This is a genomic window from Mesoterricola sp. MK458 (assembly GCF_055384935.1).
On the sequence record NZ_AP045075.1, the window covers coordinates 2,267,412 to 2,283,076 of the forward strand.

At 69.4% G+C, this 15,665-nt stretch carries 12 protein-coding genes; 7 read left to right on the forward strand and 5 right to left on the reverse strand.

Annotation, left to right across the window (positions count from 1 at the left end; all coding sequences use genetic code 11):
• Nucleotides 1–19: 19 nt before the first annotated feature.
• Nucleotides 20–2,155, reverse strand: coding sequence for an FUSC family protein (locus tag ACZ5LB_RS09940; protein ID WP_464606076.1), 2,136 nt, complete (start codon nt 2,153–2,155; stop codon nt 20–22).
• Nucleotides 2,156–2,179: 24 nt separating this feature from the next.
• Nucleotides 2,180–2,767 (reverse strand): isochorismatase family protein, encoded by a 588-nt coding sequence (locus ACZ5LB_RS09945; RefSeq protein ID WP_464606078.1) that lies wholly within the window; start codon nt 2,765–2,767, stop codon nt 2,180–2,182.
• A gap of 155 nt (nt 2,768–2,922) precedes the next feature.
• On the opposite strand from ACZ5LB_RS09945, the gene ACZ5LB_RS09950 reads away from it, so the two are divergent.
• Nucleotides 2,923–4,065 carry a glycerate kinase gene (locus ACZ5LB_RS09950; RefSeq protein ID WP_464606080.1) on the forward strand — a complete coding sequence of 381 codons (1,143 nt, stop codon included), beginning with the start codon at nt 2,923–2,925 and terminating at the stop codon, nt 4,063–4,065.
• Between the two features lie 106 nt (nt 4,066–4,171).
• Nucleotides 4,172–6,043 (forward strand): malate synthase, encoded by a 1,872-nt coding sequence (locus ACZ5LB_RS09955; RefSeq protein ID WP_464606082.1) that lies wholly within the window; start codon nt 4,172–4,174, stop codon nt 6,041–6,043.
• Here ACZ5LB_RS09955 and glpX read toward each other — a convergent pair.
• The gene (glpX, locus tag ACZ5LB_RS09960) at nt 6,040–7,116 is read right to left on the reverse strand and encodes a class II fructose-bisphosphatase (protein WP_464606084.1); all 1,077 of its coding nucleotides are present in this window, start codon (nt 7,114–7,116) and stop codon (nt 6,040–6,042) included. The genes ACZ5LB_RS09955 and glpX overlap by 4 nt on opposite strands.
• A gap of 226 nt (nt 7,117–7,342) precedes the next feature.
• Between glpX and ACZ5LB_RS09965 the strand changes: the two genes are divergently transcribed.
• On the forward strand, nt 7,343–8,512 hold the full coding sequence (locus tag ACZ5LB_RS09965; RefSeq protein WP_464606086.1) for an acetate/propionate family kinase: 1,170 nt from the start codon (nt 7,343–7,345) through the stop codon (nt 8,510–8,512).
• 6 nt (nt 8,513–8,518) lie between these two features.
• On the opposite strand, the gene ACZ5LB_RS09970 is transcribed toward ACZ5LB_RS09965, so the two are convergent.
• Entirely contained in the window at nt 8,519–10,486 is a 1,968-nt protein-coding gene (locus tag ACZ5LB_RS09970) for a sigma-54-dependent Fis family transcriptional regulator (RefSeq protein WP_464606088.1), read from the reverse strand.
• 222 nt (nt 10,487–10,708) lie between these two features.
• On the opposite strand from ACZ5LB_RS09970, the gene ACZ5LB_RS09975 reads away from it, so the two are divergent.
• Both ACZ5LB_RS09975 and ACZ5LB_RS09980 read left to right on the forward strand, forming a co-directional pair.
• Nucleotides 10,709–12,439, forward strand: a complete 1,731-nt coding sequence (locus ACZ5LB_RS09975; RefSeq protein ID WP_464606090.1) for an aldehyde ferredoxin oxidoreductase family protein — start codon at nt 10,709–10,711, stop codon at nt 12,437–12,439.
• A complete protein-coding gene (locus ACZ5LB_RS09980) occupies nt 12,439–12,663 on the forward strand; it encodes a MoaD/ThiS family protein (protein WP_464606092.1) in 225 nt (74 codons plus the stop codon). The genes ACZ5LB_RS09975 and ACZ5LB_RS09980 overlap by 1 nt, the downstream gene beginning before the upstream one ends.
• A gap of 267 nt (nt 12,664–12,930) precedes the next feature.
• Here ACZ5LB_RS09980 and ACZ5LB_RS09985 read toward each other — a convergent pair whose 3' ends face one another.
• Complete coding sequence (locus tag ACZ5LB_RS09985; protein WP_464606094.1) at nt 12,931–13,485, reverse strand: helix-turn-helix domain-containing protein; 555 nt, start codon at nt 13,483–13,485, stop codon at nt 12,931–12,933.
• A gap of 76 nt (nt 13,486–13,561) precedes the next feature.
• On the opposite strand from ACZ5LB_RS09985, the gene argF reads away from it, so the two are divergent.
• Nucleotides 13,562–14,548, forward strand: coding sequence for an ornithine carbamoyltransferase (gene argF / locus ACZ5LB_RS09990; RefSeq protein ID WP_464606096.1), 987 nt, complete (start codon nt 13,562–13,564; stop codon nt 14,546–14,548).
• A 13-nt stretch (nt 14,549–14,561) separates the two neighbouring features.
• Nucleotides 14,562–15,617 carry a 2,4-diaminopentanoate dehydrogenase gene (gene ord, locus ACZ5LB_RS09995; RefSeq protein ID WP_464606098.1) on the forward strand — a complete coding sequence of 352 codons (1,056 nt, stop codon included), beginning with the start codon at nt 14,562–14,564 and terminating at the stop codon, nt 15,615–15,617.
• Nucleotides 15,618–15,665 lie beyond the last annotated feature (48 nt).

Genomic DNA, 15,665 nt, shown 5'->3' on the forward strand with positions numbered 1-15,665 from the left:
GGGAATTTTTCTTTCATAACTAGAACTCGATGAGCATGGCGCTCAGCTCGGTCCCCGCCAGATCCAGCTGGGAGGTGACGTAGGAGGTGCGGGGCTCCGCCAGGCCGGACAGCTCCACCGCCTCCAGGGCCTCCCGGGGACCGGCCAGGGTCGAGGGGTCCGCCCCTTCGGCCACCGCGGCCATGGCCTCCAGGGCCCCTCCCGCCGCGCGGGCCAGCGCCTCCAGGCCGGGAACCGGCGGGTCGCCGGCGCGGAAATGCACCGCCGCCACGCTGAGCCAGCGGGTGACGCGAATGTTGTGGTTCGCGAGGGCCGCGTTGCGCTCGATGCCCTCCCGCATGACGTCCGGATCGCCGGCCATGCGGTTCAGGGAGGAGAACACGAGGCTGTTGGCCCGTTGGGCCTTGCGTTTGGCCTTGAGCACCAGGGCGGGCGTCATGTCCGCATCGCCCCCCAGCCCCTGGCAGAGGCGGTCCAGGAAGAGGGCGTTGGCCCGCAGGGCGCCGGCAAGGAGCGGGGGGAACCGGTCCCGCTCCCACACCGGCCAGAAGCTCAGCGCGGCCAGCAGCGCCAACAGGCAGCCTGCCATGGTGAAGGCGAGCCGGTGGAGGGTCAGGCTCAGGGTCACGGGACCCGAGGCTTCGAACTGCAGCACCACCAGCAGGGTGATGTAGAACACGGCCACGGCATAGTTGCGCTTCACGTAGAAGGTGAAGGTCCAGCACACCGCCGCGGTGGCCGCCAGGAGCAGTCCCAGGGGAAGGTGCAGCCAGAGCAGCACGCTGCCCACCAGTCCGCCCGCGAGGGTCCCCACCGCGCGCTGGGTGGCCCGGAGCCGGGTGGCCCCGTAGTCCGGCTGGAGCACCACCATGACGCACAGCGGGATCCAGAAGCCGTGGGGCAGGTTCCAGGCGCGCCAGGCCCAGGTGCCGGCCATCATGATGACCGCCAGGCGGAAGGTGAACCGTACCAGGGCCGGGTCCACCTGGAGGCTGAAGTTCAGGGCCGAGGCCAGGGGCCGCAGGCTCCAGGCGCGCAGGTCGAACAGCTCGAAGGAGATGGGGCCCCGCTCCCGCACCCGCTCCAGGGAGGCCCGCAGGGTCCCGCTCAGGGTGGGCAGGTGCTCCTGGAGCTTGTCCAGGACGTCCGCCAGGTGGGCCCGCTCCGGGGTGTCCTTCACCTTGGCGGCCACCCGGGACTGGAGCACCCGCAGCAGGCGCCCCATGCGCCGGAGCCGCACCTCGAACCGCGACAGGTGCCCCGCCTGGTGGGACACCACCGTCAGGGCCAGGGACCGGGTGGAATTCACGGTGCTGGCCAGGAAGGACCGGAAGGAGGCCGCCAGGGCCCCGGGCCCCGGCGGCTCCATGAGGCGCTCGATGCTGGGGTTGAGGGCCATGAGGTAGTTGGCCGTCTGGGCCGCGGCCCCGTTCAGGGCCTGCAGCTCCCGCACCAGGGGACGGCTGCTGGTGGCGTTGGCGCCCTTGAGGGCCTCGGTGGCCAAGTCCAGGGCGGCGCGCAGCTCGTTCTCGCAGGCCACCACCCGTTCGTGCCGGGCGGGGGCGTCGGCCGCCTCCACCGCCGGCAGGGCCTCGGCCAGGTCCGCCAGGGCGAGCCAGGCCGCCGCCACCGTGCGCCGGAGCGGATGCTGGGCCAGGAAGGGCCAGAAAGCCGCGTGCACCGCGATGCTCAGGGCGCACCCGGCCAGGGTGGCCACCGCGGCCGCCGGCGCCGAGGCCTCCGCGTGGTTGATCAGGCCCAGGAAGAAGAGCAGCGCCGCCGTGGAGGCCACCGAAGGCCCGTACTCCCCCAGCCCGTGCCGCCAGGCCCCCGCCCCCAGGGCGATGAGGCCCGTGGCCAGCACCGCCATGGGCACGCTGCGCCCGGCCTCCACCCCCAGCCACGCGGCCCCCGCGAACACCCCGCTCAGGCCCACCAGGAGGAACAGGCGCAGCGAATAGGCGCCCTTCACATCCAGCCCGCCCACCGCATGGCCCGCGAAGGAGGCCAGCACCGCCTGGGTGCCCGTGATCAGGCCCAGGGACGCCAGCACCAGGGGCAGCATGAAGGCCCCCGTGGCCCGCAGGGCGCGGGTGGCGGCTGGGTCAACCAGTTCCCGGGCGGCAACGCGTCCGAGCAGTCGTGAAAGGGCCATGCGGAATGGTATCAGAGGCTCATTTCAAGGCTGCCCTTCCTTCATGATCGCGGACATGGCCTTGAACTGGGCGTGGACCTTGTCCCGGCACCACTCGAAGGCCACGGACTCGTGGTTGGTGAGGACGGCGCCAGCCGCCGCCATGCGCTCGATGGCGTGCCTGCGGTAGTCCTCCCCGCGGCCGCTCACCGCGTCCCAGCAGAGGTGCACCTCGTGGCCCGAGGCCAGGAGTTCCAGAACCGTCTGGTTCACGCACACCTGGGCCTCGATGCCCGCCACGACGATCTGGCGCTTCGCGGGTTCCAGGCCGGGCCGGGCCGCCCGCAGCAGCTTCTCGAAGGCGGGATCCCCACAACAGCCGAAGGAGGTCTTCTCCATGTAGAAGGTGGGCGTGGTGAGGCCGTCGAAGGCGGCCTGGATGCTCGCCTCCGTGGGGCCGATGCCCTGGGGGTACTGCTCGGTCAACACCACGGGCACCTGGAACAGGTCCGCCAGGCGCATGAGCCTGCGGGTGGCTTCCAGGACCGTGGCCGGGCGGTGGACCATGTGGACCAGTTTGCCCTGAAGGTCGATGACGACCAGGATGCTCCGGTTTGCGTCGAGAAGGGCCATGGGTGCCTCCGCGGTGATTCTCGCACGATCCGGGAACCGCCGGGGCGCGGCCGCAGGGCGGAAACCCTGCGTCGGCGCCACACGGATGCACGGTCGGGGCACGTCCCCTGATATGTTCATATCCATTCCAAGCCGGAGCCGATAGGGGTAGCCCCATGCGCATCGTCGTAGCACCTGACTCCTTCAAGGGAAGCGTCTCGGCCACCGGGGTGGCCGACGCCATCGAACGGGGCATCCTCGCCGTGTTCCCCGGCGCGGAGGTGCGCAAGATCCCGGTGGCCGACGGCGGCGAAGGCACGGTGGAGGCCCTGGTGACGGCCACCGGGGGGCGGTTCTTCCGCACGGAGGTGCCGGGGCCCCTGGGCGAGCCGGTGACGGCCCTCTGGGGGGTCCTGGGCGACGGCGCCACCGCTGTCATCGAAATGGCGGCATCGTCCGGGTTGCCGCTGGTGCCCAGGGACCGGCGGGACCCCCGGCTAACCACCACCGCGGGGGTGGGCCACCTCATCAAGGCCGCCCTGGACGCGGGCCTGCGCAGCTTCGTCATCGGCATCGGCGGCAGCGCCACCAACGACGGCGGCGCGGGCATGGCCCGGGCCCTGGGCGCGCGGTTCCTGGACGCCGGAGGCCGCCCCCTCCCCGAGGGCGGGGCCGCCCTGGCACGCCTGGAGACCCTCGACCTTTCCGGCCTCGACCCCCGCCTGGCCGCGGCCAGCATCCTCGTGGCCTGCGACGTGGACAACCCCCTGTGCGGTCCCCGGGGCGCCTCGGCCGTGTACGGCCCGCAGAAGGGCGCCTCCCCCGAGGCGGTGCGTGAGCTCGACCATGCCCTCGGCATCCTCGGCCGGGTCGCCGCCGCCGCCACCGGCCGCGACGTGGCCCTGCGCCCCGGCGCGGGCGCCGCGGGCGGCCTGGGCGCGGGCCTCCTGTGGTTCACCCCCGCCCGGCTCCGCCCCGGCGTGGAGATCGTGCTGGAAGCCACCGGCTTCGAGGACCTCGTCCGGGGCGCCGCCCTGGTCATCACCGGCGAAGGCCGCACCGACGCCCAGACCGCCATGGGGAAGGCCCCCGTGGGCGTGGCCGCGGTGGCCCGGCGCCACGGCGTGCCGGTCATTTGCCTGTCGGGGGGCCTCGGGGAGGGCGCCGACGAGGTGCTCGGCCACGGCATCGACGCGCTCGCGAGCATCGTGCCGGCGCCCATGCCGCTGGAGGCGTGCATCAGCCAGGGCGCCCACCTGCTGGAGGCCGCCGCCGCCCGGGTCTGCCGGCTCGTGAAGGTGGGCCTGGCCCTGCGGTAGCGGAGGCGAAACCCCTTATCGAACCATTCGAATCCCGGACGAGCGATGATTTCCCTGGATTCATAAGGAAACCAGGGCCAAATTGAATCCCTGGCGGAGGTTTTCCATGGCCCTGGAATTCCGGAACGGCATCCTCTCGCAGTACCCCGACGTCCTCACCCCCCAGGTGCAGCGGGCCCTGGAGGCCCTGGCGCCCCTGGACGCGCGTCGACGGGAGCTCATGGCCGAGCGCGCCGCGCGCCGCCGGGACCGCGCGGAGCGGCGGGAGCCCATCGGCTTCCTGGACCCGGCCTCCACCATCCCCGGCACCTCCATCACCGTGGCCGCGGCCCGGGCCGGCGACTTCGAGGGGGCGGAGATCCCCCCCGACCTGCGCAGGCAGTGGATCCAGGGCACGGGCCCGGCCACCAAGCCCTATGCCGACGTGCGCTCGGGGATCCGCAACGTGGCCTACGCGCTCCTCTCGGGCGCCGACGGATGGATGTTCGACGGGGAGGACGCCCTGGGCCAGGTGGCGTCCATGAGCCTGGACAACCACCGCAACCTCAGGCTCGCCCTGGGCCGGGACGCCATCTTCCTGGATGTGGCCGAAGGGGTCTCCCGGGAGATGAACCGGTGGGCCCAGGGCTTTTTCGGCCACCCGATCATCGCCGACTGGCGGAGCCAGCTGGACGTAACCACCGTGCTCTACCGCGCCCGGGGCATGCACCTGGACGACCGCCACATCCGCCACGCCGGCGGCGCCGCGTTCTCCGCCTCCATCGCCGACCTGGCCACCTTCGCGGTGACCAACGCGGCCGCCCTGCGCGGGGCGGGCCGCAGCCTCGTGTACTACCTGCCCAAGATCCAGACCGCCGCGGAGGCGGCCTGGTGGAACGCGCTCCTCCTGGCCGTGGAGGCCCACCTGGATCTGCGGCCCGGCACCCTCAAGGCCTACGTCCTGGTGGAGCAGCTGGAGCAGAGCTTCCAGCTCATGGAGATCCGCGCCGCCCTCGCGCCCCACTTCGTGGGCTTCAACACCGGCCGCTGGGACTACATCAACAGCGTCGCCGACGCCCTGGCCTGGGATCCCGCCTTCCACAACCCCAACATCGACACCATCACCATGACCTACGGGTACATGGGGAACTACGAGGACCGGGTGCGCCGGGCCGTGAACACCCCGGACCGCCTGGGCCGGCACGCCCTCTGGCAGGGTGGCATGGAACCCAACATCCCCGTGGGTTCGGACGTGGGCGTGGCCGCGAGCATGCGCCGGGCCGTGGCCGGGGCCGAGCGGGAGCAGCGGGAAGGCGCCTCGGGCAAGTGGGTGGCCCACTGGAAGATGGTCCACATCGTGCGCCCCGTGTGGGAGAAGGCCGGCCAGGACAACCAGGCCGGACGGTCCTTCCCCGCCCTGACCTACGGCCCGGAGGACGCCGCCGGCCTGACCCTCCTCGAACCCGCCCCCCGCACCGTGCCCGGCGCCCGCGACCTGCTTTCCGTGGCCCTGCAGTACGGCAACGCCTTCCTGCAGGGGCTCCAGGCCGCCGCGCTCAAGCCCGCGGACCACTTCGGCAACGACGACGTGCTCTACCTCATGGAGGACATGGCCACCGGAGAGATCCGCCTCTCCATTCTCTGGGAGTGGATCCACAAGAAGGCCCCCCTCACCGACGGGGACGAGGTCCTGGGCGTGCGCCCCGGCGACGCCCTCACCCCCGCCCTCTTCAACCGGCTGCTGGAGGAGGAGTACGCCAAGCTGCTCCGCGCCCGGGGCAAGGACGTCCACGAGGACTCCAAGACCACCACCCTCCCCATCGCCCGGGCCATCGCCTGGGCCTACGTGCAGAGCGACGTGAAGCCCCCCTGGTACGTGGACCTGCTGAACCTGAACCTGGGGGTGGAAAAACGGGAGGCCGCCCAGGGACGCATCGCCCGGTTCCTGGAGACCTTCAAGACCACAGGGGAACGCATCACGGCGAACCTGGATTTCTAGCGGAGAAAGCCCTCCCGCATGGGGGTGCCCTTCCGGTCCAGGTGATGGACGGCCTGGATGTGGCGCACGGTGCCGCTGCGGGCCCGCATGAGGATCGAGTGGGTCTCGGCCTGGTGGCCGATGAGCTTGACCCCGGGCAGCAGGGAGCTGTCCGTGATGCCGGTGGCGCAGAACAGGGCGCTGTCACCCACCACCAAGTCCCGCACGTGGAAGACCCGCCCCAGTTCGGCGGCCGGGACCCGGGCGGCCACCTCGGCCAGGTGCTCGGGGTGGCGCTCGCCGTCGAACCACATGCGCAGCTGGATGTCCCCGCCCAGGCACTTGAGGGCCGCGGCGGCCAGGACGCCCTCGGGGGACCCGCCCATGCCCAGGTACAGGTCCACGCCCGACAGGGGCAGCGACGGCGCCACGGCCGCGGTGATGTCGCCGTCGGAGATGAGGCGCAGGGCCGAACCCGCCTCGCGCACCTGGCGGATGATGTCGTCGTGCCGGGGCCGGTCCATGGTGACCACCACCAGTTCACTCACGCGCTTTCCCAGGGCCTCGGCCACGAAACCCAGCACCTCGTCCAGGGGCCGGTCCAGGAAGGAGGGCCCCGGGTTCCGGTCCAGGGCCGCCTTCACCGCCGGGCCATAGGCGATCTTGTGGCTGTAGAAGCTGGGAATGTGGCGCAGGGCGTGGGTGGCCCCGTCGGCCACCTGGGCCGCGGCGATCACCGAGATGCTGTTGGGGAGCCCCTTGGCGATGTTCGTGGTGCCGTCGATGGGGTCCAGGGCGATGTCGAAGCGGGGGGCCCCGGGCCGCCAGGTGCCCAGCTTCTCCCCCACGAAGATCCCCGGCGCCTGGTCCTTGATCCCCTCCCCGATCACCACCTCGCCCTGGATGTCCAGCTGGTCGAACACCCCCGCGATGGCCGCGCAGGCCACCGCGTCCGCCTTCTCCTTCTCGCCCCGCCCCGACCACCGGATGGCCTGCAGGGCCGCGTTCTCCGTGGCCCGGACGAACTCGAACTCCAGGATCCGCTCCCGGTCGTAGGCGCCCAGGTCGGAAAAGGGGGGTGGATCGATTGCCATGCGAACACCTTTAAGCTGAATGCTGCTGAATGGGGCTGACTAGGAACGGTACAACGGAACCAGCCCTCCCTGGAGGCTATGGGGAACATTTTCAGGGTTTCGGTAGCTCCATCCTACGCTTGCTTGTTTGTATGGGCGGCCGATCCCCGGGCCCGGGTTTCCGGGGCCGTCCGAATCCCCGGAGCATCCGGAAGATTCCCTTGCAACTCCTGGTATTGTTTCTGCCATGTTCGTACTCGTCCTGAACGCCGGCTCCTCCAGTCTGAAGTTCAACCTCTTCGACATGGCGAAGGAGGTCTCCATCGCCGACGGCATGGCCGAGCGCATCGGGCTGGCGGATACCAACCTGGAGTGCACCCTCGCCGGCGACAGGCGGAAGGAGGCCCTGCCCCTGCCCACGCACCGGGAGGCCCTGGAGGCCATCCTGGAGCGGCTGCGCGCCGCCGTCCTCCACGACACGCCCATCCACGCGGTGGGCCACCGGGTCGTGCACGGCGGGCCCAAGTACGGGGACTCGGTGCTGGTGACCCCTGAGGTGGTGGCCGACATCGAGCATTTCGCCCTCTACGCCCCCCTGCACAACCCCGCCAACGCCCTGGGCATCCGCACCGCCATGGAGGCCTTCCCGGACGTCCCCCACGTGGCCGTGTTCGACACCGCCTTCCACCACGACATCCCGGACTTCGCCCGCATCTACGGCATCCCGTACGACCTCAGCCAGAAGTACGGCATCCGGCGCTACGGCTTCCACGGCACCAGCCACGCGTACGTGGCCGCCCGCACCGCGCTGCTCCTGTGCCGCCCCCTGCGCTCCCTGAAGATCATCACCTGCCACATCGGCAACGGCACGAGCATCTGCGCCGTGCTCAACGGCAAGAGCATGGACACCAGCATGGGCATGACGCCGCTGCAGGGCGTGATCATGGGCACCCGCTGCGGCACCATCGACCCCAGCGTGGTCGAGATGCTCATGGAATACGAGAACCTGGACTACAAGGCCATCACCGACCTGCTCAACAAGAAGTCCGGCCTCCTGGGCATCTCCGGCGTCTCCTCGGATTTCCGGGAGATCGAACTGGCCGCGAACCAGGGCAACGAACGGGCCCGCCTGGCCCGGGACCTCCTCACCTACAACGTGCGCCAATTCATCGGCTCCTACGCCACGGTCCTGGACGGGGTGGACGCCATCACCTTCACCGCCGGCATCGGCACCCACAGCACCTTCGTGCGGGCCAAGGTCTGCAGCAAGCTCACGTTCCTGGGCGTCAAGCTGGACGCCGAGGCCAACGAGCACGGCAAGGGCGAACGGATCATCAGCACGCCCGACTCCAAGGTCGTGGTGACCGTGGTGCCCACGAACGAGGAGCTGATGATCGCAAGGGAAGCGGTGCGCTAGCGAGAGCTAGATTCCGAACTTCTCCATCTTCCGGTAGAGGGTGTTCCTGGAGATGCCCAGGCTCTGGGCCGCCCGGGTCATGTTCCCCCGGGCCGACCTCAGGCACGCGAGGATGTCCTCCCGTTCCTCTTCCGCCAGCAGGTCCCGTAGACGCACCGGTCCCGAGGCCACGGGGGCCGGCGGCGCTGGCGCCTGGGCGGGCCTGATGAGCTCCTCCGGCAGGTGCTCGGCGGTGATGCGCCTTCCCCGCGCCGCCAGGACCATGCGCTCCACGACGTTCTGGAATTCCCGGATGTTGCCGGGCCAGGGGTGGGCCTGGAGGGCGGCCACCACCGCGGGATCGATGTCCAGGCCCTCACGGCCCTGCTTGCGGAGGAAGGCCTCCAGGAGCAGCGGGACGTCTTCGGGATGCTCGCGCAGGGGAGGCAGCCTGAGGGTCGAGACGTTGAGCCGGTAGTAGAGGTCCTGGCGGAAGGTGCCCCGCCGGGCCTCCTCGCGAAGGTCCTTGTGGGTGGCGCAGATGATCCGGACGTCCACCAGGAAGGCCCGGTCCCCCCCGAGGCGGGTGATGGTGCGGTCCTGCAGCACCCGCAGAAGGGCCACCTGCTGCTCCAGGGGCATGTCCCCGATCTCGTCCAGGAAAAGGGTGCCGCCCCCGGCCAGCTCGAACTTGCCGGGGCGCCCGCCCCTGGCGGCCCCGGTGAAGGCGCCGTCCTGGTACCCGAACAGTTCGCTGGCGATGAGCTCCCGCGGGATGGCCCCGCAGTTCACCGCCACGAAGGGCCCCCTTCTCCTTGCGGACTGGTTGTGGATGGACTGGGCGAACATCTCCTTGCCCGTGCCGCTTTCGCCGGTGAGCAGGACGTTGCTGTCGTTCTCCGAGGCGGCCTGGCCCAGCTGCACCGCCTTGGCCAGCGCCTCCCCGCGCCCCAGGATGTCCTCGAACCGGAAGGTGGCCTGGGCCCCCGAGAACCGGTTCACGAGCCGCTTGAGCTTGTTGATGGGGTTCACGAACAGCACGGCCCCGCGCACCGCGCCCCCGGCGCCCAGGATGGGCTTGCCGCTGGCCAGGCAGTGCTGCGGGCCCTGCCCGCTTCGCAGGTCCATCTCGCGGTCCAGGAATTCCCGCCCCCGTTCCAGGAGCTCGGCGAGGGGCTCCGGGTCCAGCACCAGATCCTGGATGGACGCGGTTCCCGCCAGGGGCTCCCGGATGCCCAGGAGGCGCTCGGCAACGGGGTTGATCTGGCCGATGGCGCCGTGGGCGTCCACCACGATGACGCCGTCGGTGACGGTGCCCAGGACGCGGGAGAGCCGGTCGTTCAGGAGGGTCAATTCCTGGTTCCGCTGCTCCAGGGCCAGGGAGTTCTGGATGGCCGCCACGGCGGCCATCACCAGCCCCAGGGTGTGGGAATGGGTCTCGTCCACGGGCCCGGACAGGTCCAGGAGGCCCAGGACCCGGCCCTCGGGATCGAGGATGGGGGCGCCTGAGCAGGTCCAGCGGTGGTGCTTGCGGCAGAAGTGCTCCGGGCCCGAAACCTGGAAGGGCCGGCCCAGGACCAGGCAGGTTCCCGCTCCGTTGGTTCCCACCTCGTGCTCGTCCCACAGGGCCCCGCCGTTGAGGTTGAGGTCCTGGCAGGTGCGGATGCGCTCCGGATCGCCCACGGCCTCCAGGAGGATCCCGTGCTCATCGAAGAGCAGGACGACGAAGGCCCCCGCCACCAGGCTGAACAGGTTGTCCATGAAGGGCTTGGCCACCCGGATCAGGTCCTGCTTGCGCTCGACCAGCGCCGCGAAGGCCGACGGCCTGAGCACCCCCACGGCCCTGCCCGCGAAGGGGTCCACCCCAGCCGCCTGGCAGCGGCGCCAGGACGCCTCCACCTCCGGGGCCAGGACCCCCGGCTCCACGTCGCCGGTGCTCACGAACTGCTCCCAGGCCGAAAGGATGGCGGGCGTGTCGATCTTGCGGTATCCCATGGCTGCTCCGGACTGGACCGTACCGAAGTGTCCCATATCGTTCGCCCCGTGGTACGCCCTGGCGCAACCTGTGACGAAGTTGCACGTACATGGAACGTTGATATTTCGTCCTTTTTTCCTGCCCCGCCCCTGGCGGCGCCTGGCATCCCGCCCCGGGGCGAGGACATGGCACAACCCGTGCGTTTACACGGGTTCCGCCTTGCGGTTCGAAGGGAGCAGACCATGGACAGGATCCTGAGGGTCAATCTGACCGACCTCACCACCCGCACGGAGGAGACGCCCGCGGCCTGGGCGGGCCTTGGGGGCCGCGCCCTCACCTCCACCATCGTGGCCAAGGAGGTGCCCCCCGCCTGCCACCCCCTGGGACCCAACAACAAGCTCGTCTTCGCCCCGGGCCTCCTCTCGGGCACCTCGGCCTCCAACTCGGGCCGCCTCTCCTGCGGCGCCAAGAGCCCGCTGACCGGAGGCATCAAGGAGAGCAACGTGGGCGGCACCGCGGCCCAGATGTTCGCGCGCCTGGGCATCAAGGCCCTGATCATCGAGGGTCTGCCCAAGGGGGACGCCTGGTACGGCCTGCGGGTCACCAAGGACGGCGTCGCCATCCAGGAGGAACGGGAGCTCATCGGCAGGAACAATTTCGCGGTGCTGGAAGCCATCGAGGGCCGCCTCGGGAAGAAGGCCGGCGTGCTCTGCATCGGCACCGCCGGCGAATTGCGGGTGACCGCGGCCAACATCTCCGTCCGGGACCCCTCCGGCAAGCTGCGCAGCCACGGGCGGGGCGGCCTGGGCGCCGTCATGGGCTCCAAGCGCGTCAAGTTCATCACCGTCGAGGACGAAGGGGGCCCCGGCATCCGGCTGGCGGATCCGGAGCGGTTCAAGGCGGCCTCCCGCACGTTCACCAAGGCCCTCATGGACCACCCCGTGAGCGGCACCGGGCTGCCCACCTACGGCACCAACGTCCTGGTGAACATCCTGCACGAAGCCGGCGGCCTCCCCACCCGCAACTTCACCTCCGGCCGTTTCGACGGCCACGACGCCATCTGCGGCGAGACCATGCACGAGACCATCGTCGCCCGGGGCGGCAAGCCCCGCCACGGCTGCCACGCCGGCTGCGTCATCCAGTGCTCGCAGGTCTACAACGACGCGGGCGGCAACTACCTCACCTCCGGCTTCGAGTACGAGACCATCTGGGGCCTGGGCGCCAACTGCACCATCACGGACCTGGACGACATCGCCACGGCCGACAGCATCATGGACGACCTGGGCATCGATTCCATCGAGACCGCCGTGGCCTTCGGCGTGGCCATGGAAGCGGGCATCCTCCCCTGGGGCGACGGCAAGGAGGTGCTTCGCATCCTCCGCGAGGAGGTGGGCCGGGGCACCGCCCTGGGCCGCGTCATCGCCTCGGGCGCCGGGGCCGTGGGCCGCACGTACGGCATCACCCGCGTCCCCGTGGTGAAGAACCAGGGCATCCCCGCCTACGACCCCCGCTCCGTCAAGGGCATCGGCATCACCTACGCCACCACCCCCATGGGCGCCGACCACACCGCCGGCTACACCATCGCCACCAACATCCTCAACGTGGGCGGCCAGGTGGATCCCCTCAAGAAGGACGGCCAGGTGGAGCTCAGCCGGAACCTCCAGATCGCCACCGCCGCCATCGACTCCACCGGGATGTGCATCTTCATCGCCTTCCCCGCCCTGGACGTCCCCGAGTGCCTGCCGGCCCTCATCGACATGATCAACGCGCGCTTCGGCGCCGAACTCACCGGCGACGACGTGGCGGCCCTGGGCAAGACCGTCCTCAAGACCGAGCGCGCCTTCAACCTCGCCGCGGGCCTGACCAGCGTCCACGACCGGCTCCCGGAATTCTTCCGCACCGACCCCGTCGCCCCCCACGACGCCGTGTGGGACTTCACCGACGAAGAGGTCGACGCGTTCTGGAACTTCTGATGATCATCACCGTCAAGCTCTTCGCGCACTTCCGCAACGGCAGGTTCAAGGAGGCCGAGAAGGCCTTCCCGGAAGGCGCGGATTGCCTCCACGTCATCCACAGCCTGGACTTCACCGCGAGGGACATGGGGATCGTGATGGTCAACGGCCTGCATGCCGCCCTGGACAGGCCCCTGGAGGACAGGGATACGCTCGCCCTGTTCCCACTGGTGGGCGGGGGCTAGGAGGCTGTCCAAGTATTACTCGGCCCCGCGACGGCGCCTGGAAGCCCGATTATCGAGCGCAAGACCCGCAGGAAATATAGGTCATATTTTCAAGGGGCTTGCACACGAGAAGCGGGCTTCCAGGCGCCGCCCTACGGGTGATGGCAGCGGCCACGGCAATCCCGCGTTACGCTCGTCGAACGATTACCCGAATCGCTCTCCTCGCGTGCCTTGTCTTGCCATGGCCGGTGCCATCATCGCGGGGCCGAGGAATACTTGGACAGCCTCCTAGGCCACCACGTTCAGGATGAAGCTCAGGCTTCCCTTGCCCGTATTGGCGAAGGCGTAGGGGGTGTCGGAGGGGAACGCGATGGACTGGCCCGCCTTGAGCACCTCCGAGGTGCCGTCGCGCTCCAGGGTGAGTTCGCCGCGAACCACGTAGACCATTTCCCGGTAGCCCGGAAGGTCCGGCTCGCCCTGGTAGCGGTCCCCCGGGGCGATGGTCCACTTCCAGAGCTCCACGGTGCGCCGGGCGGGAAAGCTCTGGAGCAGGTCCACCTTGGTGCCGGCGCTGCTGCCCTGCCACAACTGGAGGCCCCGGTCGGGGTGGGCATCCTCCTGCGCCGCGTCCACCAGCTCGGAGAAGGTGAGGTCGAAGGCCGCGGCGATGTGGCCCAGGGTGGCCAGGCTCACGTTGCTCTCGCCGCTCTCGATCATGCCGATCATGCGCCGGCTGAGCCCGGCGCGGTCCGCCAGCTCCTGCTGGCTCCATTTCAGGTCGTGCCGCTTTTTGACAATGTTCAGAGAGATGGGCAGGAAGAGTTTTCGGGGATCGAAGGCCATGGGAACCTCAAAGGGTAATATATTGCACATCCCAAAAATGCGCAATATACTTGCCATGCCGAAAAGGAGAACCGCCATGGCCGTCAACCTCAAGGGACGCAGCTTCCTCAGCCTCATGGACTTCACCGTTGAGGAGGTGCGCTACCTCCTGGACCTCTCCCGTGACCTGAAGGCCAAGAAGCGCATGGGCGTCTATAACTACCTCCTGAAGGGCAAGAACGTCGTCCTGCTCTTCGAGAAGGCCTCCACCCGCACCCGCTGCGCCTTCGAGGTGGCCGCGCTGGAGGAGGGGGCCCACGTCACCTTCCTGGACAGCAACAGCTCCCAGATGGGCAAGAAGGAGTCCCTGGAGGACAGCGCCAAGGTCCTGGGCCGCTTCTTCGACGGCATCGAGTACCGCGGCTTCAAGCAGGAAGTGGTGGAGAACCTGGCGAAGTTCTCCGGCGTGCCGGTGTGGAACGGCCTCACGGACATCGACCACCCCACCCAGATCCTGGCCGACTTCCTCACCATCGAGGAGCATGTGGCCAAGCCCCTCAACAAGGTCAAGCTGGTGTTCGCCGGCGACATCCGCAACAACATGAGCTACGCCCTGATGTACGGCGCGGCCAAGACGGGCATGCACTTCGTGGGCCTGGGCCCCAAGGAGCTTTACCCCAGCCAGGAGATCCTTGACCGCGTGCGCGAAGTGGGCAAGCTCACCGGCGCCAAGATCGAGATCACCGACGACGTGAACGCCGTCGAGGGCGCCGACGTCATCTACACCGACGTGTGGGCCTCCATGGGCGAAGAGGACCAGATCCCCGAGCGGGTGCGCCTCCTCACCCCCTTCAAGGTCACCATGGACCTCGTGAAGCGCACCAAGAACCCCGACATGATTTTCCTGCACTGCCTGCCGGCCTTCCACGACTTCGAGACGAAGCTCGCCAAGGACATGAAGGACAAGGGCCACGACATCCGCGAGGTGACCGACGAGGTCTTCCGCAGCCACCACTCCAAGGTCTTCGACGAGGCGGAGAACCGGATGCACACCATCAAGGCCGTCATGGTCGCCACGCTGTAGCACGGGAGATAACATGAGACAGGAAAACGTGAAGGTCTCCATCTGGGGATTCGGAGCCATGGGCGGAGGCATCGCCGAGGTGCTCCTGCGCAAGAAGGGCGTCGACATCGTCGGCGTGTGCGACATCCACCCCGACCGCGTCGGCAAGAGCATGTTCGAGGTGCTGGGGGTTCCCCGGGGAGGCCGCCCCGACGTGATCATCCAGGGCGACGTCCACAAGGTCGTCACCCGCGGCAGCGCCGACGTGGTGATCCTCGCCACCGACAGCTTCACCCGCAAGGCCTTCGACAAGATCAAGCTGGTCGTGGAGCAGGGCATCAACGTCATCTCCACCGCCGAGGAGATGGCCTACCCCAAGGCCAAGGAGCCCGCCCTGGCCGAGGAGCTGGACCGCCTGGCCAAGGCCAACGGGGTGAGCATCCTGGGCACCGGCATCAATCCCGGCCTCATCATGGACCTGCTGGTGATCCTCATGACCGGCGCCTGCACCGACGTTGAGCACATCAAGGCCGAGCGCGTGAACAGCCTCTCCCCCTTCGGCCCCGCGGTCATGGAGGAGCAGGGCGTGGGCCTCACCCTGGACGCGTTCAACAGCCAGGCCGCCTCCGGGCACCTGGCCGGCCACGTGGGCTTCAACGAGTCCGTGAACATGATCTGCGACGCCATCGGCTGGAAGCTGGACAAGCCCGTGGAGCAGTCCATGGCGCCCATCGTCTCGAACGTGCTGCGGAAGACGAAGTACGCGGAAGTGAAGCCCGGGAACGTCGCCGGCTGCACCATGCTGGGCTTCGGCACCGTGGACGGCAAGGTGGCCGTCGAGATGGTCCACCCCCAGCAGATCGAGCCCGAGCTGGAAGGCACCGACACCGGCGACTACGTGGTGATCAAGGGCACGCCCAACGTGAACCTGTCCAACAAGCCCGAGATCCCCGGCGGCATCGGCACCATCGCCATGTGCATCAACATGATTCCCCAGGTGATCAACGCAAGGCCCGGCCTTTTCACCATGATCGACCTCCCCGTGCCCCGCGCCATCATGGGCGACATGAGGGAGCAGATCCATCAGTAGCCCGCTCCCGGCGGCCCTCTCCGGAGGGCCGCCGAAGGCGGCATAGGG